At 63.8% G+C, this 24885-nt stretch carries 26 protein-coding genes; 14 read left to right on the top strand and 12 right to left on the bottom strand.

Annotated features, from left to right (window positions below; genetic code table 11):
• Positions 1-27 precede the first annotated feature (27 nt).
• Complete coding sequence (locus tag PQR08_RS27870) at positions 28-1701, top strand: electron transfer flavoprotein-ubiquinone oxidoreductase (RefSeq protein ID WP_250487533.1); 1674 nt, start codon at positions 28-30, stop codon at positions 1699-1701.
• A 39-nt stretch (positions 1702-1740) separates the two neighbouring features.
• Here PQR08_RS27870 and PQR08_RS27875 read toward each other — a convergent pair whose 3' ends face one another.
• Positions 1741-2619 carry a MaoC/PaaZ C-terminal domain-containing protein gene (locus PQR08_RS27875; protein ID WP_250487532.1) on the bottom strand — a complete coding sequence of 293 codons (879 nt, stop codon included), beginning with the start codon at positions 2617-2619 and terminating at the stop codon, positions 1741-1743.
• A gap of 16 nt (positions 2620-2635) precedes the next feature.
• Positions 2636-3541 (bottom strand): SDR family oxidoreductase, encoded by a 906-nt coding sequence (locus PQR08_RS27880; RefSeq protein ID WP_371883195.1) that lies wholly within the window; start codon positions 3539-3541, stop codon positions 2636-2638.
• A gap of 250 nt (positions 3542-3791) precedes the next feature.
• On the opposite strand from PQR08_RS27880, the gene PQR08_RS27885 reads away from it, so the two are divergent.
• Genes PQR08_RS27885 through PQR08_RS27895 form a run of 3 tightly spaced genes read left to right on the top strand, consistent with a single transcriptional unit; the run spans position 3792 to position 5594 of the window.
• On the top strand, positions 3792-4946 hold the full coding sequence (locus tag PQR08_RS27885) for an acyl-CoA dehydrogenase family protein (protein ID WP_250487561.1): 1155 nt from the start codon (positions 3792-3794) through the stop codon (positions 4944-4946).
• A gap of 10 nt (positions 4947-4956) precedes the next feature.
• Positions 4957-5187, top strand: a complete 231-nt coding sequence (locus PQR08_RS27890; protein ID WP_238289537.1) for a hypothetical protein — start codon at positions 4957-4959, stop codon at positions 5185-5187.
• Complete coding sequence (locus PQR08_RS27895) at positions 5187-5594, top strand: YybH family protein (RefSeq protein WP_250487531.1); 408 nt, start codon at positions 5187-5189, stop codon at positions 5592-5594. Before PQR08_RS27890 ends, PQR08_RS27895 begins: the two co-directional genes overlap by 1 nt.
• A gap of 42 nt (positions 5595-5636) precedes the next feature.
• Here the strand turns inward: PQR08_RS27895 and PQR08_RS27900 are convergent, their stop codons facing one another.
• Positions 5637-6785, bottom strand: a complete 1149-nt coding sequence (locus tag PQR08_RS27900; RefSeq protein WP_250487530.1) for a porin — start codon at positions 6783-6785, stop codon at positions 5637-5639.
• 134 nt (positions 6786-6919) lie between these two features.
• A complete protein-coding gene (locus tag PQR08_RS27905; RefSeq protein ID WP_250487529.1) occupies positions 6920-8116 on the bottom strand; it encodes an acetyl-CoA C-acetyltransferase in 1197 nt (398 codons plus the stop codon).
• Positions 8117-8409: 293 nt separating this feature from the next.
• Here PQR08_RS27905 and PQR08_RS27910 point away from each other — a divergent pair, with 293 nt between their 5' ends.
• Positions 8410-10350, top strand: a complete 1941-nt coding sequence (locus PQR08_RS27910) for an AMP-binding protein (protein ID WP_250487528.1) — start codon at positions 8410-8412, stop codon at positions 10348-10350.
• Between the two features lie 7 nt (positions 10351-10357).
• Here PQR08_RS27910 and PQR08_RS27915 read toward each other — a convergent pair whose 3' ends face one another.
• The 3 genes from PQR08_RS27915 to PQR08_RS27925 form a co-directional block, all read right to left on the bottom strand.
• Positions 10358-11245, bottom strand: coding sequence for an alpha/beta fold hydrolase (locus tag PQR08_RS27915; RefSeq protein WP_250487527.1), 888 nt, complete (start codon positions 11243-11245; stop codon positions 10358-10360).
• Positions 11246-11258: 13 nt separating this feature from the next.
• On the bottom strand, positions 11259-12032 hold the full coding sequence (locus tag PQR08_RS27920) for an alpha/beta fold hydrolase (RefSeq protein WP_250487526.1): 774 nt from the start codon (positions 12030-12032) through the stop codon (positions 11259-11261).
• Positions 12033-12156: 124 nt separating this feature from the next.
• Complete coding sequence (locus PQR08_RS27925; RefSeq protein ID WP_238211517.1) at positions 12157-12606, bottom strand: YaiI/YqxD family protein; 450 nt, start codon at positions 12604-12606, stop codon at positions 12157-12159.
• A gap of 191 nt (positions 12607-12797) precedes the next feature.
• Here PQR08_RS27925 and PQR08_RS27930 point away from each other — a divergent pair, with 191 nt between their 5' ends.
• From PQR08_RS27930 to PQR08_RS27955, 6 genes are all read left to right on the top strand, one after another.
• Positions 12798-13061 carry a DUF4148 domain-containing protein gene (locus PQR08_RS27930; RefSeq protein ID WP_187609277.1) on the top strand — a complete coding sequence of 88 codons (264 nt, stop codon included), beginning with the start codon at positions 12798-12800 and terminating at the stop codon, positions 13059-13061.
• 280 nt (positions 13062-13341) lie between these two features.
• Positions 13342-14184 carry an ABC transporter substrate-binding protein gene (locus PQR08_RS27935; RefSeq protein WP_250487525.1) on the top strand — a complete coding sequence of 281 codons (843 nt, stop codon included), beginning with the start codon at positions 13342-13344 and terminating at the stop codon, positions 14182-14184.
• Positions 14185-14235: 51 nt separating this feature from the next.
• Positions 14236-14952: an amino acid ABC transporter permease gene (locus PQR08_RS27940; RefSeq protein ID WP_250487524.1), complete on the top strand. Its 717-nt coding sequence runs from the start codon at positions 14236-14238 to the stop codon at positions 14950-14952.
• Between the two features lie 21 nt (positions 14953-14973).
• On the top strand, positions 14974-15618 hold the full coding sequence (locus tag PQR08_RS27945) for an amino acid ABC transporter permease (protein WP_250487523.1): 645 nt from the start codon (positions 14974-14976) through the stop codon (positions 15616-15618).
• Positions 15615-16367, top strand: a complete 753-nt coding sequence (locus PQR08_RS27950) for an amino acid ABC transporter ATP-binding protein (RefSeq protein ID WP_035499103.1) — start codon at positions 15615-15617, stop codon at positions 16365-16367. Before PQR08_RS27945 ends, PQR08_RS27950 begins: the two co-directional genes overlap by 4 nt.
• Positions 16368-16385: 18 nt before the next feature.
• On the top strand, positions 16386-17135 hold the full coding sequence (locus PQR08_RS27955; protein WP_187609234.1) for an IclR family transcriptional regulator: 750 nt from the start codon (positions 16386-16388) through the stop codon (positions 17133-17135).
• 12 nt (positions 17136-17147) lie between these two features.
• On the opposite strand, the gene PQR08_RS27960 is transcribed toward PQR08_RS27955, so the two are convergent.
• The 4 genes from PQR08_RS27960 to PQR08_RS27975 form a co-directional block, all read right to left on the bottom strand.
• On the bottom strand, positions 17148-18107 hold the full coding sequence (locus PQR08_RS27960; RefSeq protein ID WP_250487522.1) for an alpha/beta hydrolase family protein: 960 nt from the start codon (positions 18105-18107) through the stop codon (positions 17148-17150).
• Between the two features lie 387 nt (positions 18108-18494).
• Positions 18495-19955: an efflux transporter outer membrane subunit gene (locus PQR08_RS27965; protein WP_250487521.1), complete on the bottom strand. Its 1461-nt coding sequence runs from the start codon at positions 19953-19955 to the stop codon at positions 18495-18497.
• 43 nt (positions 19956-19998) lie between these two features.
• Positions 19999-21564, bottom strand: coding sequence for an MDR family MFS transporter (locus PQR08_RS27970; protein ID WP_238211522.1), 1566 nt, complete (start codon positions 21562-21564; stop codon positions 19999-20001).
• Complete coding sequence (locus tag PQR08_RS27975; protein WP_250487520.1) at positions 21557-22684, bottom strand: HlyD family secretion protein; 1128 nt, start codon at positions 22682-22684, stop codon at positions 21557-21559. Before PQR08_RS27975 ends, PQR08_RS27970 begins: the two co-directional genes overlap by 8 nt.
• A 179-nt stretch (positions 22685-22863) precedes the next feature.
• Between PQR08_RS27975 and PQR08_RS27980 the strand changes: the two genes are divergently transcribed.
• A complete protein-coding gene (locus PQR08_RS27980; RefSeq protein WP_238211525.1) occupies positions 22864-23529 on the top strand; it encodes a TetR/AcrR family transcriptional regulator in 666 nt (221 codons plus the stop codon).
• 36 nt (positions 23530-23565) lie between these two features.
• On the opposite strand, the gene PQR08_RS27985 is transcribed toward PQR08_RS27980, so the two are convergent.
• Complete coding sequence (locus PQR08_RS27985) at positions 23566-23829, bottom strand: hypothetical protein (RefSeq protein ID WP_187609229.1); 264 nt, start codon at positions 23827-23829, stop codon at positions 23566-23568.
• 475 nt (positions 23830-24304) lie between these two features.
• On the opposite strand from PQR08_RS27985, the gene PQR08_RS27990 reads away from it, so the two are divergent.
• Positions 24305-24586, top strand: coding sequence for a hypothetical protein (locus PQR08_RS27990; protein ID WP_187609228.1), 282 nt, complete (start codon positions 24305-24307; stop codon positions 24584-24586).
• Positions 24587-24650: 64 nt separating this feature from the next.
• Positions 24651-24866, top strand: coding sequence for a hypothetical protein (locus PQR08_RS27995; protein WP_035499201.1), 216 nt, complete (start codon positions 24651-24653; stop codon positions 24864-24866).
• Positions 24867-24885: the final 19 nt, after the last annotated feature.

Genomic DNA, 24885 nt, shown 5'->3' on the forward strand with positions numbered 1-24885 from the left:
TCTTCATGTATCGGGAAGTCGAAGCTCATGTCTCAAACGAATGTCCTCGAACAATACGGTCCGCGCGAATCGATGGACTACGACGTGGTGATCGTCGGCGGCGGTCCTGCCGGATTGTCCGCCGCGATTCGACTCAAGCAGCGCGCGGCGGAGCAGGGCGTCGAACTCGGCGTCTGCGTGCTGGAAAAAGGCTCGGAGATCGGCGCGCATATCCTGTCGGGCGCGGTGATGGACCCGCGCGCGCTCGATGAACTCATCCCCGACTGGAAGGCGCAAGGCGCGCCGCTCGATGTCGCCGTGACGGAAGACCGCTTTCTGTTCCTGTCCGAATCCGGCGCGCGTTCCGTGCCGAACTGGGCGCTGCCGGATAACTTCAGGAACCACGGCAATTACGTGATCAGCCTCGCGAATCTCACGCGCTGGCTCGGTCAGCATGCGGAAGCACTGGGCGTCGAAATATTCGCGGGCTTTCCCGCAGCCGAAGTGCTCTATCACGATGACGGTTCGGTAAAGGGCGTCGCGACGGGCAACATGGGCGTCGGCCGGAATGGCGAGCCGACCGAAAACTTCCAGCTCGGCATGGAACTCCACGCGAAGTACACGCTGTTCTGCGAAGGCGCGCGCGGTCATCTCGGACGGCAGCTATCGGAGCGTTTCAGGCTGCGCGACGGCGCCGATCCGCAGGTGTACGGCATCGGCATCAAGGAGTTGTGGGAGATCGATCCCGCGCGGCACGAGCCCGGTCTCGTCATTCATACCGCGGGCTGGCCGCTCGATCGCGACACGTACGGCGGTTCGTTTCTCTATCACCTCGACGACAACCAGGTGATGGTCGGCTTCGTCGTCGGACTCGGCTATTCGAATCCGTATCTCTCGCCATTCGAGGAATTCCAGCGCTACAAGACGCATCCCGCGATCCGCACGTTTCTCGAAGGCGGCAAGCGCGTGTCGTACGGCGCGCGCGCGATCACGGCGGGCGGGCTGATGTCCTTGCCGAAGCTCGTGTTTCCGGGCGGCGCGCTCGTCGGCGACGATGCGGGCTTTCTCAACGCGTCGCGCATCAAGGGCTCGCATGCGGCGATCAAGACCGGCATGCTCGCCGCCGACGCCGCCTTCGATGCGGTGCAGGCCGGACGGCGCTCGGACGAACTCGCCGCTTATCCGGCATCGTTCAAGGCTTCATGGCTGCACGACGAGTTGTATCGCGCGCGCAATTTCAAGCAATGGATGAGCAAGGGACTTTACCTCGGCACGTTGATGGTGGGCATCGAGCAAAAGGTGCTGGGCGGCAACGCGCCGTGGACGCTGCATCATCGGCATTGGGATCACGAGACGCTCAAGCCCGCTTCGCAGTGCACGCCGATCGCGTATCCGAAGCCGGATGGCAAGCTCACGTTCGATCGATTGTCGTCGGTGTTCATCTCGAACACGAATCATGAAGAGAACCAGCCCGCGCATCTCACGCTGAAAGATGCGCGCATTCCGGTCGATATCAATCTGCGCACGTATGCGGGCCCGGAAGCGCGCTTCTGTCCCGCTGGCGTGTATGAATTCGTGAAGAACGATGCGCAGGAGGACTGCCTGCAGATCAACGCGCAGAACTGCGTTCACTGCAAGACGTGCGATATCAAGGACCCCACGCAGAACATCGTGTGGGTGACGCCCGAAGGCGGCGGCGGGCCAAACTATCCGAACATGTGATCGACGCGCGTGCCCGATGGAATCGGGCACGCGCTGCGCTCAGGCTTCGGTGATTTCAGCTTCGCCGTTGTTGAGCACGACGACGTCGCGTTCCACCGATCGCGCGCGGAAGCGCAGCGCCGTTCCTGACTGACGCCATATTTCGACGCGTATCGTCTCGCCCGGAAACGCCGGCGACGAAAAGCGCGCGTAGAGCATCCTGAGGCGCGTTGCCTCGTAGCTGCACACCGCGCGCAGAATCGCGTGACCGGCGACGCCGTACGTCGCCAGTCCATGCAGCACGGGGCGCTCGAAGCCGGCCGCACGCGCCGTCGCGGGATCGACATGCAGCGGATTTACATCCCCGTTCAGCCGATACAGCAACGCGCCTTCCGCACGCACGGGCAGATCGCAGTCGATATCCGCCTGCGTTTCCGGCACGGCCGAAGGCGCGGGCAGCGGCGCATCGTGTGGCTGACCGCGCGCGGTAAAGCCGCCATCGCCGCGGCAGAAGTTCAACTGCTCGACGCGCGCCAGCACTTCACCGTTCGACGCATCGATGACATCGCGCGACATCAGCACTTGCGCGCCCTTGCCTTCTCCCTTGTCGACGATCGATTGCACGCGCGTGCGCCCGATGATCGTCGCAGCAGCAGGCAAGGGCCGCATGAGCGTCACGCGCTGCTCGCCATGCACGACCTTCACGTAATCGATGCCGCTCTCTGGGTTGCGCATCCACTGGCCGGGAAAGCCGAGCACGGCGGCCATCGTCGGCGCGACGGTCATCTCCGGGCCGTAGGTGAACTTCAGCGCGCGCGTGTCGAGCGGATCGACGCCGAAGCCAACGCTCAACGCATACAAAGCGCTATCGCGCTCGGTGTAGGTCTGGTGCACGTCGTCGAACGGCCAGTTCTTCAGTTTCTGATAATCGATCGCCAAGTCAGTCTCCGTCGCGTCACACCGGGTCCCAGCTGAAGACATCGCCGGAGCGGTCCATCGGCACGAACGAGGACTTCAGCGCTGGCATGCCATGCTCCGCGATGGATTCGGGCGTCCAGCCCTCGCTCTGATGCACGGAGCGCACGGGGCGCGGCTGGCTCATCAGGAAGATTTCGTTGTTGCGCACGGTGAAGATCTGGCCGTTCACATCGCGCGCGCCGTCGCTGGCGAGATAGACCGCGAGCGGCGCGATCTTCGCGGGCGTCATCTGCTTGATCTTTTCGACGCGCGCCGCCTGCTCGGGCGTGTCGGTCGGAATGGAGCTGACCATGCGGCTCCAGGCGAACGGCGCGATACAGTTCGAGCGCACCTTGAACCTGCCGAGATCGAGCGCGATGGATTTCGAAAGCCCCGCGATGCCCATCTTCGCCGCGTTGTAGTTGGCCTGCGCGAGATTGCCGATCAGCCCCGAGGTCGATGTCATGTGGACGAACGTGCCGCTCTCCTGATCCTTGAAGCGGTTCGCGGCGGCGCGGCTCAGATTGAAGCTGCCGTACAGATGCACTTTCAGCACGGCATCCCATTCTTCGTCCGACATCTTGTGAAAGAAGCGGTCGCGCAGAATCCCCGCGTTGTTCACGACGCAGTCGATGCGCCCGAACGCATCGAGCGCCTGTTCGACGATGCGCTCGCCCGCGCCGTTTTCCGCGACGCTGTCGGTGTTCGATACGGCTTCGCCGCCCGCCGCGCGAATCTCATCGACGACGCGCTCGCCCGGCGTGCTGTCGCGGCCCGTGCCTTCGAGCGACGCGCCGATATCGTTGACCACCACGCGCGCGCCGTAACGCGCCATCAGCAGCGCGATATCGCGGCCGATGCCGCCGCCCGCGCCCGATACGACCACCACCTTGCCTTCCATCATCCTGCTCGTCATATGCGTCTCCGTTGAATCCCGATTGCCTGACTTCGACGATGAAGCGCGCGGCCGATACGTGTCAACGCGATGCGCGAGGACATTCCGTACATCGAAAAGGATCACGCGGGGAAACACGGCGCACGCGCGGAAGAGGCGCAATCGAAGTACGGAACGTGCCTTCACATGCCGTTGACGCAGGTGCCTCGCGAATCGCAGCATGAGCACATCACAGAAGCATCCGGAGAGACTGAAGACCATGATTCGCGATACCGAAACGATGAACGTGCTGCGCGACAACATCGCGCGTTTCGTTCGTGAACGCCTGATCCCCAACGAGGAGCGCGTGGCCGAGAGCGACGAGATTCCGCAGGACATCGTTCGCGACATGAAGGAGATGGGCCTGTTCGGGCTGACCATTCCCGAAGGGTACGGCGGCCTGCAATTGACGATGGAAGAAGAAGTGATCGCGATGTTCGAGCTGGGCCGCGCATCGCCCGCGTTCCGCTCGCTAATCGGCACGACGGTGGGCATCGGCTCGCAGGGCATTCTGCTCGACGGCACCGAGGAACAGAAGGCGCTGTATCTGCCGCGTCTCGCGACCGGCGAGCTCATCGCGTCGTTCGCGTTGACGGAACCGGAAGCCGGGTCCGATGCGGCCTCGCTGCGCACCACCGCGATACGCGACGGCGATCACTACGTCGTCAACGGGACGAAGCGCTACATCACCAACGCGCCGCAAGCGGGCATCTTCACGCTGATGGCGCGCACCGATCCCGAGGACAAGACTTCCGGCGGCATCTCGGCGTTCATCGTCGAGGCGGGCACGCCGGGCATCGGGTTCGGCAAGCGCGACAAGAAGATGGGGCAACGTGGCGCGCATACGTGCGACGTGATCTTCGAAAACTGCCGCGTGCCCGCCGCGAATCTGATCGGCGGCGTGGAGGGAAAGGGCTTCAAAACCGCGATGAAAGTGCTCGACAAAGGGCGCATCCATATCGCGGCGATCTGCGTGGCGGTCGCGCAGCGCATGCTCGACGACACGGTGCAATACGCGATCGAGCGCAAGCAGTTCGGCCAGGCCATCGGCGAGTTTCAGCTCGTGCAGGCGATGCTCGCGGACAGCCGCGCCGAACTCTATGCGGCGCGCTGCATGGTTCTCGATGCCGCGCGCCGTCGCGATGACGGTCTGAACGTGAGCACGGAGGCATCGTGCGCGAAGCTGTTCGCATCGGAGATGTGCGGGCGTGTCGCTGATCGCGCGGTGCAGATTCACGGCGGCGCGGGCTACATGAGCGAATACGGCATCGAACGTTTTTATCGCGATGTGCGTCTGTTCCGCATCTTCGAGGGCACGACGCAGGTGCAGCAACTGGTCATCGCGCGCAACATGTTGCGTGAAGCGCGCGGGTAAGGAGAATGACATGATGTCCGCGCGAAAGTCCCTGCGTGATGCCGTCGAAAGCTGGATCACACCCAACCGGGCGATTCCGTTTCGTGTACGCTCGATTCATCGCGGCGAGCGGCTGCGATGCGTGCAGGTCGAAGCCCGCGACGCCAGCGGCGATGTCGCGATCTGCTTCTTCAAACATGCCGACGGCGCGTGGCATCTGTTCCCGCCCGCGCCGCGCCGCCTGACGATGAGAATCGCGTGATGAGCGAGTGGATCGCAGCAGACGTTCTAAGCGAAGTCGAAGCCGCATGGAACGCGGCGGCGCGCGACTGGAACGTGCATGCATTCGGTGCGCTCTATGCGCCGGACGCGTTGTTCTTCGGCGGACGAAAAGGGCAGTCCGTCGGAGAAGCGGGCATCCTCGCGTATTTCGCTTCTTACTGTGGCGTGATCGAATCGGCCACGCTCGCATTGACAGATCAGAAGTTCATTCGTCTGGCGCCGGACTGCTTTCTCGCACAGGGATACGGCGAATTCACATTCTCTCTTGCCGGGAACAAGACGTCGAAAGCGCGCTTGCGCACGACGCTCGTCATCGCATCGATCGACGGTGCGTGGCGCATCCGTCAACATCATTTTTCCAACGAGCCGGAATCGCCGCCGATCTGAACATGCCGGCGCACATCGCGTGCGCCGGCATGAACGAGCCGATCAGAACTTGTGACGCATCGCGAGCCGCACGAGCACCTGATTGCGCGTGGTCGATGCATCGGGCGCGGATGTGCCGCCCGTGCCGTACGTATCCGGCGCGATCGATGCGACCGGCGCGTCGCCGACCGCATGCTGCCATGCGCCGAGCAGATACACGTCGGTGCGTTTCGAGAGGAAGTAATCGGCGATCAGCTCGGCCTGATGATATCGAGGCTTCAGATCCGAGTTGTGCGCCTGGCCGTTCGTGTAGGTGTAGTTGCTGGAGAGAATGAACGCGGGCGTGATCTGCCAGCTTGCCGTCGCCGCGTAGTTGTCGAAGCGGAGCGAATCGCTCGCGGAATAGAACTTGGAGTGGCTATACACGAAGCCGAGCGTGACAGGCGTGAGCTGATACGTCACGCCCGCCGCGGCCACGTCCTCCCGAATCACCGCGCCGGTGAGGCCGGCGGCATGCAGCGGCGAGGTTGTCGTCACGTTGATGTAATCGCCCGAGATCGCGCCCGTCGTATTCGCATTCGGCGCATTCAGATGCATATACGCCGCGCCCACAGACAGCCTGCCTTGCGTGTAGCTCGTGCCGAGACTCCACAGCCGGTTCGTCGCGAAGCCGGAGCCGTTGTCCGTCGTCGCGGTGTTGCTGAACGCGTACATGCCGCCGAACTTCAGACCGCCGAAGTTCGGGCTCGTGTACTTGACGGAGTTGTTCACGCGAAACGAGTTGTCCATATTGTCATTGTCGAACGGATGCGCGAGACCCGTATAGGGAATGCCGCTCAACGGCTGAATATATTCGACGATGGAATCGTATTGACGGCCCATCGTGAGCGAGCCGAAGCGATCGTTGGCGATGCCCATCCATGCTTGCCGTCCGAAGAGACGTCCGCCTTGCGCGAGCGCGCCGCCGCCGGTGAAGCCGTTTTCGAGCTGAAATACCGCGCGGGTTCCGCCGCCGAGATCCTCCACGCCCTTGAAGCCGAAGCGGTTGCCTTGCAGTACGCCCATCGTCATCGTCCAGTTTGCTTTGCCGTTGTCGTTGCTGACGTAGTTCACGCCCGCATCGACGAGACCGTACAAGGTCACGCTGCTTTGCGCGTGCGCCGCGCCCGCAACGCTGCTGATTACCGCGACCGACAAAAGATGCCTTTTCACTGACGTGTCTCCTTGATTTTGTAGGACTTCGACTGCTGGTTATGGGAATTTATTTCGGATGACGAATTAATGGACATGCGCAGACACCGTCAGACTGTCGAACGCGCTAACGGTGCAGATTCAGGTTCGGTTGCTTATGCTGCTTCGAAGATCGCCGCGAGTCCTTGACCGCCGCCGATGCACATGGTTTCGAGGCCGTAACGCGCGCCGCGCCGCCGCAGTTCGTTGAGCAGCGTGGTCATCATGCGCACGCCGGTCGCGCCGATAGGATGCCCGAGCGAGATGCCCGAGCCGTTCACGTTCAGCCGTTCGCGGTCGTCCCATTGCCAGCCTTTCAGCACGGCGAGCGCTTGCGCGGCGAATGCCTCGTTCAGTTCCACCAGATCGATGCGATCGAACGAAAAGCCCGTGCGCGCGAAGAGTCTTTCGACGGCGGGAACCGGGCCGATGCCCATCGTCGCCGGCTCGCATCCCGCCGCGGCCCAGCCGACGAGATAGCCGTGCGGCGCAAGTTCGAGCGCATCCAGCTTGTCTTCCGCGACGATCAGGCACGCGGCCGCCGCGTCGTTCTGCTGGCTCGCGTTGCCTGCCGTCGTCACGCCGTCCTTCATGAGCGGCTTGAGGCGGGCGAGGGAATCGGCGGTCGTGTCGGCGCGAATGCCTTCGTCGCGCGTGAACATGAGCGGGTCGCCCTTTCGCTGCGGCACCGCGATGGGCACGACTTCATCGTCGAACTTGCCTGCTTCCCACGCCGCGGCCGCGCGCTGATGACTCGACGCCGCGAATGCATCGGCTTCGGCCCGCGTGATGCCGTATTCGCGCGCGAGATTCTCGGCGGTTTCCACCATGCCCGAGATATAGCCGAAGCGATCTTCCGGCTGCGAGCGCTCGCGGCCGCGCTCCAGCCGATCGTGAAAGCGCACCGAGCCCGAGCGCTTGCCCCAGCGCATGTCGGTCGTGTAGTACTCGATGTTGCTCATGCTTTCCACGCCGCCCGCCAGCACGACATCGGCGGCGCCGCTTTGCACCATCATCGCGGCGGTGACGATGGCCTGCAATCCGCCGCCGCAGCGTCGGTCGAGCTGCATGCCCGGCACGCTGACCGGCAGACCCGCATTGAGCGCCGCCCATCTGCCGATGCACGGCGTCTCGCCGTTCGCATACGACTGCGCGAACACGACATCGTCGATGCGCGCGGGATCGATGCGCGTGCGTTCGAGCACAGCCTGTATCACGGGCCGGGTGAGATCTTCGACCGGTACGCCGCGCAGGCTGCCGCCGAACGCGCCGACGGGCGTTCGCACGGGTGCAACAATGGCTGCTCGTCTCATGAATCGTCCTTCGATGTGAATGTCGGATAAGTACGTGCACGATGCGAGCCGCACGATACTTCCGTCAACGCAGGACGAAAGACATTTCCGTACTTCGATAGCACGTCGAATGCGATATGCGGGTTGCGCCCTATGCGAGCGTCGCGCGCGTTCGCGATGCCGTTTCGTTGCACGGAACATGCTCGCGTGCCGCGTTGACGGGCATTGCCCTGCCGCTCAGGATTGGAGCGACAATGATCGGGCCTCGTTCCAGGTTCCGGTTTCCGGCTTCATCTCATCGGTATGGAATTGCAATGAACGATCATCAGAAAAGTGCGTGGCGGCCGAGCGCCGAAGACATCGCGACGTCGAACGTGAATGCGCTGATCGAACGCCTCGGCGTGCAGGATTACGACGCGCTGCTGGCCTGCGCGAGCGCGGAGCCGGACCGTTACTGGAAGACGGTGCTCGATTACTGCGGCATCGTGTGGGACGAGCCGTATCGCGCGTATGCGGATCTCTCAGCGGGAAAGGAATTCCCGAAATGGTTCGACGGCGGCAAGCTCAACTGGGTCAACTCTGTGCTCAAGTGGGCGGACGATCCGTCCACCGCCGAACGGCTCGCGGTCGTCGCGGAACGCGAAGACGGCTCGGTGCACAACGTCACGTTCAGTGAGTTGAAGGCGCGTGTCGCATCGTTCGCGGCGGGCCTCAGGGCGCAGGGCGTGAGACGCGGCGATCGCGTCGGCCTGCTGATGGAAAACGGCATCGAAGCCACCGTGACGATGCTCGGCCTGTCGTGGATCGGCGCCATCGCGGTGCCGCTTTTCAGCGGCTTCGGCGTCGATGCGATCGTCTCGCGCCTCTCGTCGTGCACGGCGCGCGCGCTCATCGCGACCACGGGTTTTGCGCGGCGCGGCAAATGGGTCGATGCGCGCGCGCTCGTCGACGAAGCGCTCACGCGCCTGCCCGATATCGACACGCTGATCTGGAAGGACGGCAACGAAGCGCGTGGCTTTCGCGGCAATGTGGTCGACTGGTCGGCGGTCGCGTCGGCGGCGCGGGGTGCAGCGCCTGAAGTGATGGCATCCGGCGATCCGTTCATGGTGATCTACACGTCGGGCACGACGGGCAAGCCCAAGGGCGCAGTGCACACGCACGGCGGCTTTCCGATGAAGATCGCGCACGATTCGGCGGTGCACTTCAACGTCAAGCCCGGCGATGTGTTCTGCTGGCCCGCCGACATGGGCTGGATCGCGGGCAGCCTCGTGATGTCGAGCGCGTTGCTGCGCGGCGCGACGCTCGTCTGCTACGACGGCGCGCCGGATTTTCCGGACTGGTCGCGCATGTCGCGTCTGATCGAGCGGCATTGCATCACGCATTTCGGCTCGGCGCCGACGCTCATTCGCGGTCTCGCGGCCAACGCCGACGTGGCGATGCAGGGCGACGTGTCGTCCGTGCGCTTGCTCATCACGGCGGGCGAGGGCATCGATCCGGAACACTTCGTCTGGTTTCAGCGCGCATTCGGCAGAGGCGAGCGCCCCGTCATCAATTACACGGGCGGCACGGAAGTGTCGGGCGCGTTGCTGTCGAGCGTGGTCGTGAAGCCTATCGTGCCGAGCGGATTCAACACGAGTTCACCGGGCGTGGCCGTGGATGTCGTCGATGTAGACGGACACACGCTCGTCGGCGCGATCGGCGAACTCGCGGTGCGCGCGCCGTTCGTCGGCATGACGCAATCGTTCTGGCAAGACGACGAGCGTTACCTCGATTCATACTGGCGCACGGTACCCGGCATCTGGGTGCACGGCGATCTCGCGATGCATCGCGAGGACGGTCACTGGTTCATGCTCGGCCGTTCCGATGACACCATCAAGCTCGCGGGCAAGCGCGTCGGGCCGGCCGAGATCGAGGAAGTGCTGCTCGAATTGCCGGAGATCGCCGAGGCCGCCGCGATCGGCGTGGACGATCCCGTCAAAGGGCAAAAGCTCGTGGTGTTCGTCATTCCGATGGCGGGCGCGCCCGTGTCGCAGACGGAGCTGGAGCAGACCGTCGCGCGCCACGTGGATACGCGGCTCGGAAGGCCGTTCCGTCCGTCGGCGCTGCACGTCGTCGAGCAGTTGCCGAAGACGCGCAGCTCGAAGATCATGCGGCGCGTGATTCGCAGCGTGTATTGCGGGCGTTCACCGGGCGATCTTTCATCGCTCGACAATCCGGCCGCCATCGACATGATTCGCCGCGCCGCGCAGTCCTGAACGCGATTCAGCCGTGCCGGTCCCGGACCGGCACGCTGCGCAGCAGAAAATCGATCGCGACGCGCCCGAACCGGTCGTTGCGATCGCCCGCCACCATATGCCCCGCTTCCGCGACGTTCACATGATCCGCGTGCGGGCACAGCGCGAGAAACTCGCGCACGCCTTCCTCGCTGACGACATCGGAACTTGCGCCGCGAACGAGCAGGGTCGGCGCCGATAATGCGCGCGCACACGCCGACAGTCGTTCGTGGCGTCCGCGGATATCGAGCGGGCGTTCGATGAAGCGCGGGTCCCAGTGCCAGCGATAACGCCCGTCGTCGCCGAGCCGCACGTTCTTCGCGAGACCCGCCGGATTGCGACGGCGCGATTGCGACGGTCGATACTCGCTGATGGCGTCGGCCACCGCTTCGAGCGAATCGAAGCCTTCGGGACGCTGCCGCATGAATGCGCGAATCCGGTCGACGCCCGCGGGCTCCGTGTACGGAACGATATCGACAAGGATCAGCGCGCTCGCATCGACGAGGCGCTCGCCCATTGCGACGAGGCTCGTCGCGCCGCCCAGCGATGCGCCGACGAGCACGGGTCGCGCACCGTTCACCGCGCTAATCACGCATTGCAGATCCTGCGCGAGCGCGTCGAGGCTGTAGTCGCCGTCCGGGCTCCAGCCCGAATCGCCGTGTCCGCGTGCGTCGTAGGCAACGGCGAAATAGCCGGCCTCGCCGAGCCGCGCGCCCGTCTCGCCCCACGCGTGACGTGTCTGGCCGCCGCCATGCAGCAGGATGACGAGCGGGCCGTCCGGATCGCCCCACGTATCGGCGGCGAGCGCGATGCCCGATGGTCCGGTCCACATGTGCGTCGGTTGCGGTGCGCCCGCGAGTCGGGTTCCTGCGCTCATCGTCGTTCCTTTTTCATGCGCATTCGTAGAGACGTCGCGCGCGTGGCCGCTCGGCGCACGCGCGGCGCTCGATGAAGCGCAGCGCCGCATCGCCGAATATGTCATTGCCTTTTCCGACGCGATGACCCGCATCGCGCACGGTGAGGTATTCGGCGTGCGGACACAGCGCCAGAAACTCGCTCGCGCCTTCCTCGCTGATGACATCCGAACGCTCGCCGCGCATCAGCAGCGTGGGCACAGCGAGCTTGCGCGCGCACGCGCTGAGCCGCCGATGCCGCCGCGCCATGTCTCGCGGCCATGCGACGAAATACGGGTCGCAGTCTTCCGGCGATCGTTGCCGCATGAACGAATGCACGCGCGCGACGCCGCCGGCTTCCGTCTGCGGCGCGATGTTGACGAGAATCAGCGCGCGGGCATCGACGTAATTCTCGCCCACGGCGAGCAGGCTCGTCGCGCCGCCGGTGGCCGCGCCGATCAACACGGGCCGACGCGCGCCCAGCGATACCGCGATGCATTCGAGATCGCGCACCATCGCGCTCTGGCTGTAGTTGCCGTCCGCGGGCCAGTCCGAATCGCCGTGGCCGCGCGCATCGAACGCGATGGCGTGATAGCCCGCATCCGCGAGCAGCCGTCCAGTGCGATGCCAGGCGTGCCGCGTCTGCCCCGCGCCGTGCAGCAGGATGACCGGGACACCGCCGGGGTCGCCCCAGGCATCGCCGGCGAGACGAACGCCGTCGTGGCTTTTCCACCAGCGCGCCGACTCGGGCATGTGACTTGAAACGTTCATGACTTCGCTGCGCGCGATTCGCGCCGTCTCCTTTCTATCGGTCAACACTCAATGTCATCGCGCGCGAGTGAAGCGTCAACGTCGATCGATGCGTTGTTCCGTATTTCGGAAGGGCGAGGCTTGGCTATCTAGCGTTCTTCGCGAGGAAGCGATCGAGTTGCGCGGCGAAATTCTTCCCGTCGCGCGGCGCATACGGCGCGGGGCCGCCCGTCTGGACGCCGGAGCTGCGCAACTGATCCATCATCGCGCGGATCGACAGCCGTTCCTCGATGTTCTCCGTGCTCATCCATTCGCCGCGAGGATCGAGTGCAAATGCGCCCTTCGCGATCACCGCGGCGGCGAGCGGGATGTCCGCCGTGATGATGAGATCGCCCGCCTGTGCCATCTCGACGATGCGCGCATCGGCCACGTCGAAACCGGCCGGCACCTGAATCGCGCGTATCCAGGGCGAGGGCGGCGTGCGAAGGAACTGATTGGCGACCAGCGTGACGTTCACGTTCATGCGCGGGCCTGCGCGAAACAGGATATCTTTCACGACGGCGGGGCAGGCGTCGGCATCGACGATGATTTGCATCGGTTGGTATCCCGGAATGTTAAGCCGCCGTCGCGAATGGAAGCGGGCAGGGTGGTGCGACGAGTATCGCATGATGACTTCCAACGACGCAGCGTGGACCCGAACGCCCTATACTTTCGTGAAACGCATCTCCTCCAGAACGGAGAATCACCGTGAGAACGAAGCTGGCAAGCATTGCTGTGTCACTCATCATGGGCGTTGTGGGCGCATCCGCGACTCCGCTTACCTATGCTCAGGATACCGGTTCGACCGCCACTGACGCGACGCAAGCGGCACCCACGACGAAAGCGGAAAAGAAGGCCGCCCGCAAACAGGCGCGCGCCAAGAAGAACGCCGAGTTGAAGAAACTCGAAGACGCGGGCTACAACCCCGGCCGCGCGAACGATCCCAACTATCCCCAGGATTTGCAGAACGCTCAGAAGAAGGCGGGGATCGGGGCGGGCGCGAGCCAGTAGTTTCGCAGCCGAAGTCATCGCACAGGGCATGGACGCCATCACGGAACGCCGTGATGGTTGCGCACGTGCGTGCTAACTCGCCCGTATCTGAACAAAAAAATCCGTGCAATTAGGGTTCGGGCGGCTTGCGCGCGGAATTCTCTTATCCAACACTGCATTGCATTCCGATTAGCCAGATGCCTGTCCGATATACCGGACAACGAGCGACAACCCGATTTTCGATGCGGAACGAGTCTGGAACCGGTTCCGTCATTTCCTTCCTCAAGAACAGGACCTGCAAATGAAACTCTCGAACATAGGCGCCAGAACTGTCTCGCTGTTCGTCATCGCCGGGGCGCTGGCGCTGTCCGCATGTACCAAGGTTTCCGCGCCGGCCGAAGGCAGCGCGGCGGCAGGTTCTGCTTCGACGCTTCAGGCGGTGCTTCAGCGCGGGACCTTGCGTGTCGGCGATTGCCTGACCTTCGCGCCGTTCGGGTTCTACGACAAGGCCGGGCAGCCCGATGGCTATGACGTCGATCTCGCCAAGGAGCTCGCCAAACAGATGGGCGTGAAACTCGAAGTGGTGAACACGACGAGCGCGAACCGCATTCCGAACCTGCAGACGAGCAAGGTCGATGTCGTGTTCTGCAATTTCACGCGCAATCTGGAGCGCGCGAAGGTCATCGAGTTCACGACGCCTTACGTCGTTGCGAGTGAAGCGCTGCTCGTGAAGAAGAGCAGCGGCATTCAGTCCGTGAAGGACATGGGCAACCGTACGATCGCGACCGTGAAAGGCTCGACCAACGGCGACGAAGTCCGCTCGCTGAACATTCCGATCAAGATCCAGGAATACGACAGCTCGCAGGCCGCGATTCTCGCCGTGAAGCAAGGTCAGGCCGACGCGATGATCGAGGACAACAACTTCCTCGCGTATCAGGCGACGCTCGACCCCGAACTGACCGTGACGAACGAAGCCCTCGTGCCGCTCGAATACAACGGCTTCGGCGTGAAGGCCGGCGATCAGGCGTGGCTCAATTACCTGAATCTGTTCCTCTTCAACATCAACGCGTCGAAGCTCAACGCGCAGCTCTACAAGAAGTGGTTCGGCGTCGATCCGCGTTATCCGCTCAACCCGCAGTTCTGAGGAAGGCGTGATGTCGATATCGCATGAAACCGGCACGATGCGGAGGCTGATATGAGTTACAAGTGGCTAACCTTGTGGGGCTATGTCCCCGAGTTCCTGAAAGCGGGCTGGCTGACGCTGCAAGTGACGCTTCTCGCGTTCGTGCTGGCGGTGCTGCTCGGTCTGCTGACGGCGCTGGCCAGCATGTCGCCGCTCGGCGTGATCCGGTTCATCGCCCGGGCTTACGTCGAGATCATCCGCAATACGCCGGTTCTCCTGCAGATATTCATCGTGTTCTTCGGCTTGCCGTCGGCGGGAATTTCGCTCGATGCGTACTGGGCCGGCGTGATCGCGCTGGGGCTGAACGTCGGCGCTTATCTGTCGGAGGTGTTTCGCGCGGGCATTCAGTCGGTGCCGCGCGGGCAGCTCGAAGCCGCGGGCATTCTCGGCCTCGAACGCGGCCAGATTTTCACGGAGATCGTATTGCCGCAGGCCGCGCGTGCGGTTTATCCGGCGATCGTCAATTACCTGATTCAACTGTTGCTCGGCACGTCGCTGTTGTCCGCAATCGCATTGCCCGAACTGACCGGCACCGCGACCGTGATCAACTCGCGCACGCTGCTCTATATCCAGACGTTCGCGGTCGTGCTTGTCGCATATCTGGTGCTGAGCAACGTGCTGTCGTGGATCGCGGGGCAGCTCGGCGCACGGATGTTCCATCCGCCGCTGATCGTCCGGCCGCGCGCGCGCTTCGGCGGTCTCGCGCTGCGCCGCGCCAACCGCGCCTGATGACCGAATCGGAGTTGGATCATGTCAATTGAATTGCTGGGAACCAGTCTGTCGATCCTGCTGCAAGGTCTGGTGACGACGCTGCTGCTGTCTATCGCGTCGATCGTCGGCGGCACGCTGATCGGCCTGATTGCCGCAGTGTTGCGAACGTTCGGACCGTGGGGCACGGATCGCATCGCGCGCCTGTATACCGAGCTGTTTCGCGGTACGCCCGTTCTGATCACGCTGATGTTCATCTACTTCGGCGTCTCGTACTTCGGCTATGCGATCGACGTGTTCGCCGCCGGGGTGATCGGCCTCTCCGTGTATCAGGGCGCGTATATCGCCGAAGTGTTCCGTTCCGGGATCGAGTCGGTGGCGAAGGGCCAGTGGGAAGTCTCGCAGATTCTCGGCTTGTCGCGGATGCAGGCGTTCGCGTTCGTCGTGTTGCCGCAGACCGGCAGGATCGTGCTGCCGCCGCTTATCGGCCAGTATCTTTCGCTCATCAAGGACACGTCGATCGTCAGCATGATCGGCATGTCCGAGCTGATGCACGGCGGGCAGGCGATCGTCGATCGCATCGGCAAGCCGGTCGAGATATACGGACTCGTCGCACTCATCTATTTCGTCGTGTGCTTCCCGCTTTCGCAGTGGGTGCGCCACCATGACCGCAGGAGACTGTCGTGAGCAATCAAAGTCAGACCAAGCCCGTCATTTCGCTCTCGGGCGTCAGTAAAGCATTCGGGGCGACGCGCGTGCTCAACGAGATCAATCTCGAAGTGCGTGCGGGCGAAGTGCTCGTGCTGATCGGCGCATCGGGTTCGGGCAAGAGCACGGTGCTGCGCATCATGGCGGGACTGGAAACGACGGATTCCGGCGAAGTATGGGTCAACGACGTGCCGATGCACGACCCGAAGCGCGCACGCGACATTCGCGGTCACGTCGGCATGGTGTTCCAGCAGTTCAATCTGTTTCCGCACAAGACCGCGCTCGGCAATGTCACGCTCGCACTGATCAAGGCGCGCAAGATGAATCCGGCCGATGCCCGCAAGCGCGCGATGGACGTGCTCGATCGCGTCGGCCTTGCGGATCGCGCCGATCATTACCCGAGCCAGTTGTCGGGCGGACAGCAGCAGCGCGTCGCGATTGCGCGGGCGCTCGCCGTCGAGCCGGGCATCATGTTCTTCGATGAAGCGACATCGGCGCTCGATCCCGAACTCGTCGGCGAAGTCACCGAAGTGATGCGCGGACTCGCTCGCGACGGCATGACGATGGTCGTCGTCACGCACGAAATGGGGTTCGCGCGCAAGACGGCGGATCGCGTCGTCTTCATGGACAAGGGCGTGATCGCGGAGCAGGGCGAGCCGGAACAGATCTTCGTGAATCCATCGAACGAGCGCACCCGGCAGTTCCTGCATCGCGTGCTCGACCATTGACGCATACGGAGTGAATGCATGGCAGTTACAGAATCGTCGCGAGCGAGAGGCGTGGACCGGGTCATTGCGATGTTTCGGCAATTGCATCTCGCGCAGCGCCCGATGACGATGCGCGAGTTGATCGAAGCGACCGGTGCGCCGCGTTCGAGCATCTACGAGCTGGTCGCGATACTCGCGGAAGTCGGCTGGCTCGAAACTTCCGCCGATGGAAGCGTGTTCTTCGGACGCGAGATGCACTATTACGGCTCCGATTACGCGACGCACAACGACCTGATCAGCCGCGCGCATCAGTCGATTCTCGCGCTGGTGCGCAAGTACGACGAGACCACCCAGTTGTGCATGCTGGAGGGCAACAAGTACACCGTGGTGCTCTCCGAGAACAGCGCGCGCCCGTTCAACATCAGCTCGGACATCGGCGTGCGAGTGCCGATTCCGTGGACCGCGACCGGACGCCTGCTGCTCGGTCACATGAACGCCGGGGAAATCGGCGCATTGATTCCGCGCGAGGACTTCACGCTCGATAACGGCGTGCATATCGACTTCGATGAATTCATGCGCGATGTCCAGCGCGCGAAGGATCTGGGCTATTGCTGCACGGAAGGATTGTCGAACGCGTTTCGCCTGTGCATGGCGGCGCCCGTGCGCGATCGCGCCGGCATGCCGATCGCGGCGCTGTGCTTCATGACGGGTCGCGATACCGATCCGCAACGGCGGCAGGCGATGCTCGACGATCTGCTGCAATCCGCGAACGCGCTGTCGCAGCGATAGTGCCTCTGCTTCCTATCGCAGTTTTGCGTCGAAGAAGCGCACTATGTCGGCGTTGAAACGTTCATGGAACGCCGACCGGTCGAAGCCTGGCGCGCTCGTGCAGATAGCGGGCGTTTTGCGCATCAGACGCGCGCTACAGGGCGGCAGGAAGTCGTAGTGTCCAGCATTAGCGATGACGTGATACTCCGGCGCTTGCGGCAGGCTCGCGCGCACCGCTTCGTCATAGAAAGGGTTCGGCTGATGATGATCGTCGGCGGCTCGCCAGAGCTGGATCGGGATGCGCACGTCTTTCAGGCCAACAGGTCCGAAGGTGAAGCCGAACGCCGGAGCCGCGATGACCGCCGCCTTGATGCGGGCGTCCGCCGCCCAGGCGTCGGCGGGCACGTTCGCGCCGACATCAGGATCGACGCCGGCGTGCTGAAGCGCCTGGCATAAGTCGTGATCCGGATGCGCGCGGCAATACGGCGCGATCGCGGAGAGATTCGGCACGCCGCCAGCGGCCACGAGCACGGTGAAGCCGCCGTTCGAGAAACCGAATGCACCGATGCGCGCCGGATCGAGATGCTCGCGGCCGCGCCACTGTGCGAGCATGTAATCGATCACGCGGTGAAGCTGGACCGGACGACGCCATATCTCCAGCACATGCGTCTGGTCGTCGAACGTGTCACCGGCATGGCTCACCGCCGCTGCGACGAAACCCGCATGAGCCAGCGCGATGGCCGTATCGTAGTGGCTGTCATACGAGCCGCCGCCACCGTGCGACATCACGATCAGCGATAAGCCATTGCCCGCGATCGTCTTCGCAGGGTCGGCCGAGGCCGGTGTATCGGTGGGATACCAGATGCCGACGATCAGCGGCGGTTCCGCACCGTTCGCGATCCTGACTTCCTCGAAGCCGACATCGGCGGCGAAAGACGGCGCGGCAAGAAGCGCGAGAACGAGCGCAAACGCGGTGACGGGAGCGAATCTCATGACGGTCGGGCTCCTCGTCCGTTCGCCGAAGGAATGGATGATGTTAGAGCATTCGCAAGCCGACGATGCCGCATCGCCAAAGCGCTTTCGCGTCATGCCGGACCACGGACAGGTACTCGTAAACTCACGCTGTTACGATCGTGCCTCTTTCATCTCCAAGACAACGAACTCATGAAAAAGGCTGTTCTCGCCGTATTGGCCGCTGGCATGGCATTTTTTTCGGTCGCTCCGGCTTTCGCTGCTTCGCATCATCATGAACCGGTCTGCCACAAGGTGCGCGTGCATCATCACTGGGAACGCCACTGCAAGTAAGCGCGTTGCGCCGCTGAAAGCGAAGAGCCCCGTCGCGAATACTGACGGGGCTCTTTTTTTTTCCGATGCGACGCTTCAGGGAGCGCGCGCCAAGGACACGGCCGCGCTCGACGATTCCCATCCCAAACCCAGACTCTTCTGTAGCGACACGAAATCCTTCAGCAATTCAGCCTGCGCGGCCACCACGTCCTGTTGCGCGGCGAACTGCGTGCGCTGCGCATCGAGCAGATCGATGAGCGTCGATACACCCGCCGTATAACGCTGGCGCACGAGCGTCGCCGATCGTTCCGCCGATGCCTGAACCTGCTGAAGCCGCACCACATGTTCACGCTGATTGCCGTATCGCGACAACGACGAATTGGCGTCCTTCAGCGCGCCGAGCACTGTCTTCTCGTAGCGCGCTTCGGCTTCGTCGCGCGCGGCTTCGGCGGCATCGACATTCGCCGCCGTGCGCCCGAAGTCGAACAGATTCCATTGCAGATACGGCACGCCGACCCACGAGAAATTCTGCTTGCGCAGCAAGTGGCCCGGGTTCGACGCGGAAAAGCCGATATCGCCGAGCAAGGACACCTTCGGAAAATAGTCCGCGACGTGCTCGCCGATCTGCGCGTTGCTCGACGCGAGACGCCGTTCGGCGGCGCGGATATCGGGGCGCTGTTGCAGCATCGTCGCCGGATCGCCGATCGGCACCGACGACGGCAGCGCGGGCAGCGGCGCACGCGCGCCGAGTTCCGCATCGAGCGCGCCGGGCGTGCGGCCGGTCAGCACGGCGAGCTGATCGAGCGAATCGGTGATCTGCACCTGCAGCGGCACGAGCGTTGCGCGCGTCGTATCGACCTGCGTGGTGAGGCGTTCGACATCGACTTCCGCCGCCGTGCCGCGCGCGCGGCGCTGCTCGGTGAGCGTGAGCATCTGCTGCTGATACTCGGCCGTGTGCTCGGCGAGCGCGAGCCGTTCCTGCTGATCGCGCAAGTCGATGTACGCCGACGCCACTTCCGCCGCGAGCGACACGCGCGCGTCGGAAAGATCGGCGTCCACGGCGTCGGCTTCGTCCGATGCGGCTTCGATCGCGCGGCGCGTGCCGCCGAAGAGATCGATTTCCCATGAGGCGTCGAAGCCCACGGTATAGAAATCGACGGGACCGCGTCCGCTCGATGCCGGCGCGCCCTGATCGCCCGACGACGAACCGAAGATCGACGTATCCGGCGAACGCGTGCGCAGCGCCGCCGCCGAAGCCGACACCTTGGGCAACTCGTTGGCCCGCTGTCCGCTCAGTTGCGAGCGCGACTGGCGCAGACGCGCGCGTGCCATCTTGAGGTCGGGATTGTGCGCGAACGCGGCATCGATCAACGTGTTCAGTTGCTGATCGTCGAGAGCCTGCCACCATGTAGCGGGCGCGTGCGTCGCGACGACGCCCTGCGCCGGGGCGCGCACGAACGCGCCGCTCTTCGCGGCGTCGGGCGCGACTTCCGGCGCGCCGTGATAGTCGGGGCCGACCGTGCACGCGGCGAGCACTAGTGCGGCCAACGGAAGCATACAGGTGAAGCGGGAAGGAAACATCGTCGAATGATTCATGACATCAGTGGCCGGCGGACGGCATCTCGCCGGCCTGCGCGCGCGGCGTCTTGAGGAGAAGCGCGAGCGGCAGGCACGCGAGCAGCGCGATGGCCAGCACGTAAAAGGTTTCGGAGTAGGTCATGACGATGGCCTGCTGGCCGATCTGCATCGACAACTGGCCGAGCGCCTGCATCTTCGCGTGGGCGATGTCGCCACCTTGCGCCGCGAAGTTGGCGGCGCTCGCCGCAATGCGCTCCTGACCGATCACGGAGTTCGCCGTCAGCGATTCGCGGATCGCCGCCGTATGGAAATCGTTGCGGCGATCGATCACGGTGCCGAGGATCGCGAGACCCACCGAGCCGCCGAGATTGCGCGCCATGTTGTAGAGGCCGGCGGCATCGCCGGATTCCTCGCGCGATACCGCGGCCATCGACGCCTGATTGAGCGGCATCATCGCGAGCATCTGGCCGAAGCCGCGCAGGATTTGCGACCAGAAGAAATCGTGTCCGACGCTCTGCGCGGTGAGCGAGATATCGAGCAGGCAGCTCGCCGCGAAGAACAGCAGACCCGTGATGACGAGCACGCGAAAATCCACCTTGCCGAGCAGACGCGGCAGCACCGGCATGATGAGAAACGCGGGCACGCCCGAGACGAGCATGATCGCGCCGGACTGCAACGCGTTGTAGCCCGCGACGATGCTCAGGAACTGCGGCAGCAAAAACGATACGCAATAAAGCCCCGCGCCCACCGCGAACACGATCAGGATCACGCTCGCGTAGCGCGGATTGCGCAAGAGCGAGAGCCGCACGATCGGCTTCTTCGCGATGAACTGCGAGAGCGCGATGAGCAGGAAGCCGAACGCGGTGACGCACGTGAGCATCACGATCTCGCCCGATTCGAACCATTGATTGCGCTGGCCTTCTTCCAGCACGACGGTGAGCGAGCTCAGACCGATCGCCAGTCCCGCGATGCCGATCCAGTCGGCTTTCAGGAACGCCTCCCAGTGCGACTTCTCGGCGGGCAGCCCGGTGACGAGCAGCGCGACGAGCGCGATGCCCACCGGCACGTTCACAAAGAAGCACCACGACCACGAGATATTCTCCGCGAGCCAGCCGCCGAGCACGGGGCCGAGCAGCGGCCCGAGCAGCACGATCAGGCCGAAGATCGTCATGCCGACGGGCATCTGCTCGCGCGGCAGCCGCGTGCGGATGATGGTCTGCGCGGTCGGGATCATCGCGCCGCCGGTGAAGCCCTGGCCGATGCGGCCCGCGACCATCATCGGAAGGGAGTTCGAGAGGCCGCACATCACCGAGAACAGCGTGAACAGCACCGCGTTGCCGAGCAGGAAATTGCGCAGACCGAACACGCGGGTGAGCCACGCGGCGAGCGGGATCATCACGATTTCCGACATCAGGTAGCCGGTCGAGATCCAGGTGCCTTCGGTGCCGGTCGCGCCGATCTCGCCCTGGATCTGCGGCAGCGCGGAGTTGGTGATGGAGATGTCGAGCGTGGCCATCAGCGCGCCGAGCGCGCCGGCCGTGACCGCGATCCAGTCGACGGCGCTCGCGCGTGCGTGCGCTTCAGTCATGACGATTCTCGGCGGCGACGCGCTTGCTGTCGTCGGTGGCGGCTTTCGTATCGACGTCGACCGTCACCGACAATCCCGGCAGCAGCACCTTGCGCGTTTCCGGACCGGTATCGACGCGAATGCGCACCGGCACGCGCTGCACGATCTTCGTGAAGTTGCCGGTCGCGTTCTCGGGCGGCAGCAGCGCGAACTGCGCGCCGGTGCCGGGCGCGAAGCTCTCGACGACGCCGTGCAGATCCGTGCCCTTGAGCGCATCGACATGCAGCGTCGCCGGCTGGCCGATACGCATGCGGCCCACTTGCGTTTCCTTGAAGTTCGCTTCGAGATACAGCGACTGGACCGGCACGACCGTCATCAGCCGCGTGCCGGGTTGCACGTACTGGCCGACGCGGATCGTGCGGTCGCCCACGCGGCCCGCGACCGGACTCACGAGCGTCGTGTCGTCGAGATCGAGCTTCGACTGGTTGAGCTGCGCCTGCGCCGCTTCCATCTGCGCCCGGGCCTGCGCGATCTGCGCTTCGGTCGCGCCGATCTGCATCGCGGCGGAGCGGGCGGCGGCGAGATTCGCGGCGAGCGTGGCGCGCGCCTGATCGCGTGTCGAAACAAGGCTCGCGAGGCGCTCGGCGGTTTCCGCGCCGGTCGCGACGAGCGGACGGTAGCGGGTCACGTCGTCATCCGCGTGCGCGAGACTCACGCGCGACACATCGGCCTGCGCCTTCGCCTGTTCGGCGTTCGCGTGCTGCTGCTTCAGCTCGACCTCGGCGCGCTGGATATCGGCGGCGCGCGCGTCGAGCGTCGCTTTCGCCTGATCGAGCGATGCCTGATACTGCCGCGTATCGAGGCGCGCGAGCGGTGCGCCTGCCGCGACGGACTGGTTGTCTTCGACCAGCACTTCCGTGATGTAGCCGCTCACCTTGGGCGCGATGGTCACGCTGTCGGCCTTGAGATAGGCGTCGTCGGTGGTTTCGACGAAGCGGCCGACGGTCCACCAGCGCAGGCCCCACGCAACGCCGGCGACGACCGCGACGATGCCGATCGCGATCAGCACGCGCTTGCGTGACGTTTTGCCTTGGGCGGCGTCAGCGGATTGGTCGCCGTGCGTGGGCGCTGTGACTGACATGATTTCTCCGGGATTGCTTGCGCTACCGCCTGCGTGCGGTAGTCTTCGATGAATACGAGACGGTGAGCGCGTTTGCTGCATGTTCGATACACGCGGCGCGCTCGCCAAACTAGACGATGGCGTCTAGTATGCACGAATCTAGACGATCGCGTCTAGTTTCGCCCGTGCCAGGAGAGACGATGAAGAAGCCTCGCGCTGACAACGAAAGCGAGTTGCAAGATCAGGAGCGCGGCAGCACTGCGCGTTCGCCGCTGCAGGCGCGCGGGCGGGCGCGCATCGAGGCCGTGCTCGACGCGACCGCTGAGCTGATCGTGGAAAAAGGTCTTGAGGGCGTGACGATGCACGGCGTCGCCCGGCGCGCCCAGACGCCGATCGGCTCGATGTATCACTTCTTTCCGGATCGCGACAGCCTGCTCGCCGCGTTGTGGGATCGTCACGCGGCGGCGCTCGACGAACTCGAAGATGAACTCGGACGCATCGATAGCGAAACGTGGAGGGGGCTATCGGCGGAAGCGGTCATCGATCGCATCATGACGCCGCATATCGAATACTTCGAGCGCAAGACCGACTTTCTGATCCTGATGTCGGTCATGCCGCACGACGAAGCGAAAAAGAAGCGCAAGTCCGGCATGATGAGAAAGGTGATCGACGCACGCATGCCCGGCGTGAAGGCGTCGGAGCGCGAACTTTACGTGGAGATGCTCCATGCGCTCGCGGGCGGCGCGCTGGCCGTCAAGTTGCGTCCATCGATGGGCGACGTGCAGTTGGCGCGCCGCTATCTGCGCGAAGTCAAGCGGGCACTGGCCGCGTATCTGGCGGCGGTGGAGGCGGCGGTTCTCAAGTGACGCTCGGAAATAAGAGAATTCGGAATCCGAAGTAAATCAAACTTCCGCGTGCTTGCGAATCTGCCGTGTCATGAACTCGCTCGAATCGACATCGTCCGGAGACAGCGAACGGCCACACGCTTCACATGCAGGCGTGTTGTCGGCGAAGAGGCGGTCGGCGCCTTGGTAGTGACCAGTGTCCGACAGGCCTTCCAGCGTCGCGCGATACCAGTGTGACTGTCCATCGTCGTAGATGCGTTCCACAATCGAGCCGCGATGCCCGCAAGGGCAGTTCACGTGTGTGATGATGCCGACTTTCATGCATGCCTCGATATCATTGGCGAAGCGTTGAAGTGCGCGATGCGCCCGGCAAGCGTGCTAATGGACAAACGGACGCAACGCATGTACCTGACTTCATCGATTTGGCAGGCGATCGCATAACGAGTTCATTCCGCGTGCAGGGAGTGGCGAAAATAAGCGTCATCCGCTCAGTAGCGGGTCGAGTCGGGTGGAAAGGACTTTCGCAGCGCGCCTGCCTGTTTCGCCTTGAAGAGACGTCGGCGGCATCGCTTGGATTCGTCAAAATTTCGCTATACAAAATCCTTAAACCGCGTAGGATGGATGAATCCAGCGAGTGGCAATCAATTCGTAGCATCCGATAGCGCTCAAGCGCCGGCCCCGAACGGGATCAGCCTCAGATCGGAGACCGTGCAACGCGGTCGATCGTGTCACCTTGCCGATACTGCTCTACGCCCCCTTACTACACTGCCGCCTGTGCGCGGTCCGAGATCATTTGATGACAGTCGAAAACCGCCTATATCGTGGCCTGGAAATATGCCCGCTCGTCTTTTCGCATCGGCCGGCCGGCGCCAGTCGCGCATACAGCCAGGACGATGGATTCGATGCTGCCGTGCGTATTCAGGAACCATCGGCGGAAATGGGTATGTCGCGCAGCCGTGTATTCAAGATCAGCGCGGGCGAGCCGTTTCAGAGCGCCGGCGACGCGCGTCGCGCATCGATCGCCTACGCCGAGCAGATGATCGACAAGTGCCCGCAGGCGCGGACGTTCCTTGACTAGCGCTACGAACACGCTTCGTAGCGCCGACGATGACCTGCCGTCGCAAACGGCAAGGGGAAGCATGATGCAAGCCGATACCCGCAACATTCGCATCGATCCGACGCCGCGCCGCGCCGATGGCGAATATATGGCGCATGCGCGCATCTGCGCCGACCGTGCGGACGGCAGCGTAATGGATGTCTTCGTCAGTGGCGACCTTGCCGGCTTCGACCGCCGTGACGATGCCGTCGCGTTCGCGGCGAACTGGGCGCGCCAGTGGCTTGAAGTCCGGTTCGGTTGAATAGACCTCGGTAGATTGA

Origin of the sequence: Caballeronia jiangsuensis (genome assembly GCF_046030135.1) — a bacterium.
GTDB classification, from domain to species: Bacteria; Pseudomonadota; Gammaproteobacteria; order Burkholderiales; family Burkholderiaceae; genus Caballeronia; species Caballeronia jiangsuensis.

Coding starts and splice junctions, on each gene's coding strand:
- PQR08_RS27870 (WP_250487533.1), top strand. CDS start 28: ATGTCTCAAACGAATGTCCTCGAACAATACGGTCCGCGCGAATCGATG.
- PQR08_RS27880 (WP_371883195.1), bottom strand. CDS start 3,541: ATGATGGAAGGCAAGGTGGTGGTCGTATCGGGCGCGGGCGGCGGCATC.
- PQR08_RS27885 (WP_250487561.1), top strand. CDS start 3,792: ATGATTCGCGATACCGAAACGATGAACGTGCTGCGCGACAACATCGCG.
- PQR08_RS27890 (WP_238289537.1), top strand. CDS start 4,957: ATGATGTCCGCGCGAAAGTCCCTGCGTGATGCCGTCGAAAGCTGGATC.
- PQR08_RS27895 (WP_250487531.1), top strand. CDS start 5,187: ATGAGCGAGTGGATCGCAGCAGACGTTCTAAGCGAAGTCGAAGCCGCA.
- PQR08_RS27905 (WP_250487529.1), bottom strand. CDS start 8,116: ATGAGACGAGCAGCCATTGTTGCACCCGTGCGAACGCCCGTCGGCGCG.
- PQR08_RS27910 (WP_250487528.1), top strand. CDS start 8,410: ATGAACGATCATCAGAAAAGTGCGTGGCGGCCGAGCGCCGAAGACATC.
- PQR08_RS27915 (WP_250487527.1), bottom strand. CDS start 11,245: ATGAGCGCAGGAACCCGACTCGCGGGCGCACCGCAACCGACGCACATG.
- PQR08_RS27920 (WP_250487526.1), bottom strand. CDS start 12,032: ATGAACGTTTCAAGTCACATGCCCGAGTCGGCGCGCTGGTGGAAAAGC.
- PQR08_RS27925 (WP_238211517.1), bottom strand. CDS start 12,606: ATGCAAATCATCGTCGATGCCGACGCCTGCCCCGCCGTCGTGAAAGAT.
- PQR08_RS27930 (WP_187609277.1), top strand. CDS start 12,798: ATGGGCGTTGTGGGCGCATCCGCGACTCCGCTTACCTATGCTCAGGAT.
- PQR08_RS27935 (WP_250487525.1), top strand. CDS start 13,342: ATGAAACTCTCGAACATAGGCGCCAGAACTGTCTCGCTGTTCGTCATC.
- PQR08_RS27940 (WP_250487524.1), top strand. CDS start 14,236: ATGAGTTACAAGTGGCTAACCTTGTGGGGCTATGTCCCCGAGTTCCTG.
- PQR08_RS27945 (WP_250487523.1), top strand. CDS start 14,974: ATGTCAATTGAATTGCTGGGAACCAGTCTGTCGATCCTGCTGCAAGGT.
- PQR08_RS27955 (WP_187609234.1), top strand. CDS start 16,386: ATGGCAGTTACAGAATCGTCGCGAGCGAGAGGCGTGGACCGGGTCATT.
- PQR08_RS27960 (WP_250487522.1), bottom strand. CDS start 18,107: ATGAGATTCGCTCCCGTCACCGCGTTTGCGCTCGTTCTCGCGCTTCTT.
- PQR08_RS27965 (WP_250487521.1), bottom strand. CDS start 19,955: ATGCTTCCGTTGGCCGCACTAGTGCTCGCCGCGTGCACGGTCGGCCCC.
- PQR08_RS27970 (WP_238211522.1), bottom strand. CDS start 21,564: ATGACTGAAGCGCACGCACGCGCGAGCGCCGTCGACTGGATCGCGGTC.
- PQR08_RS27975 (WP_250487520.1), bottom strand. CDS start 22,684: ATGTCAGTCACAGCGCCCACGCACGGCGACCAATCCGCTGACGCCGCC.
- PQR08_RS27980 (WP_238211525.1), top strand. CDS start 22,864: ATGAAGAAGCCTCGCGCTGACAACGAAAGCGAGTTGCAAGATCAGGAG.
- PQR08_RS27985 (WP_187609229.1), bottom strand. CDS start 23,829: ATGAAAGTCGGCATCATCACACACGTGAACTGCCCTTGCGGGCATCGC.
- PQR08_RS27990 (WP_187609228.1), top strand. CDS start 24,305: ATGACAGTCGAAAACCGCCTATATCGTGGCCTGGAAATATGCCCGCTC.
- PQR08_RS27995 (WP_035499201.1), top strand. CDS start 24,651: ATGCAAGCCGATACCCGCAACATTCGCATCGATCCGACGCCGCGCCGC.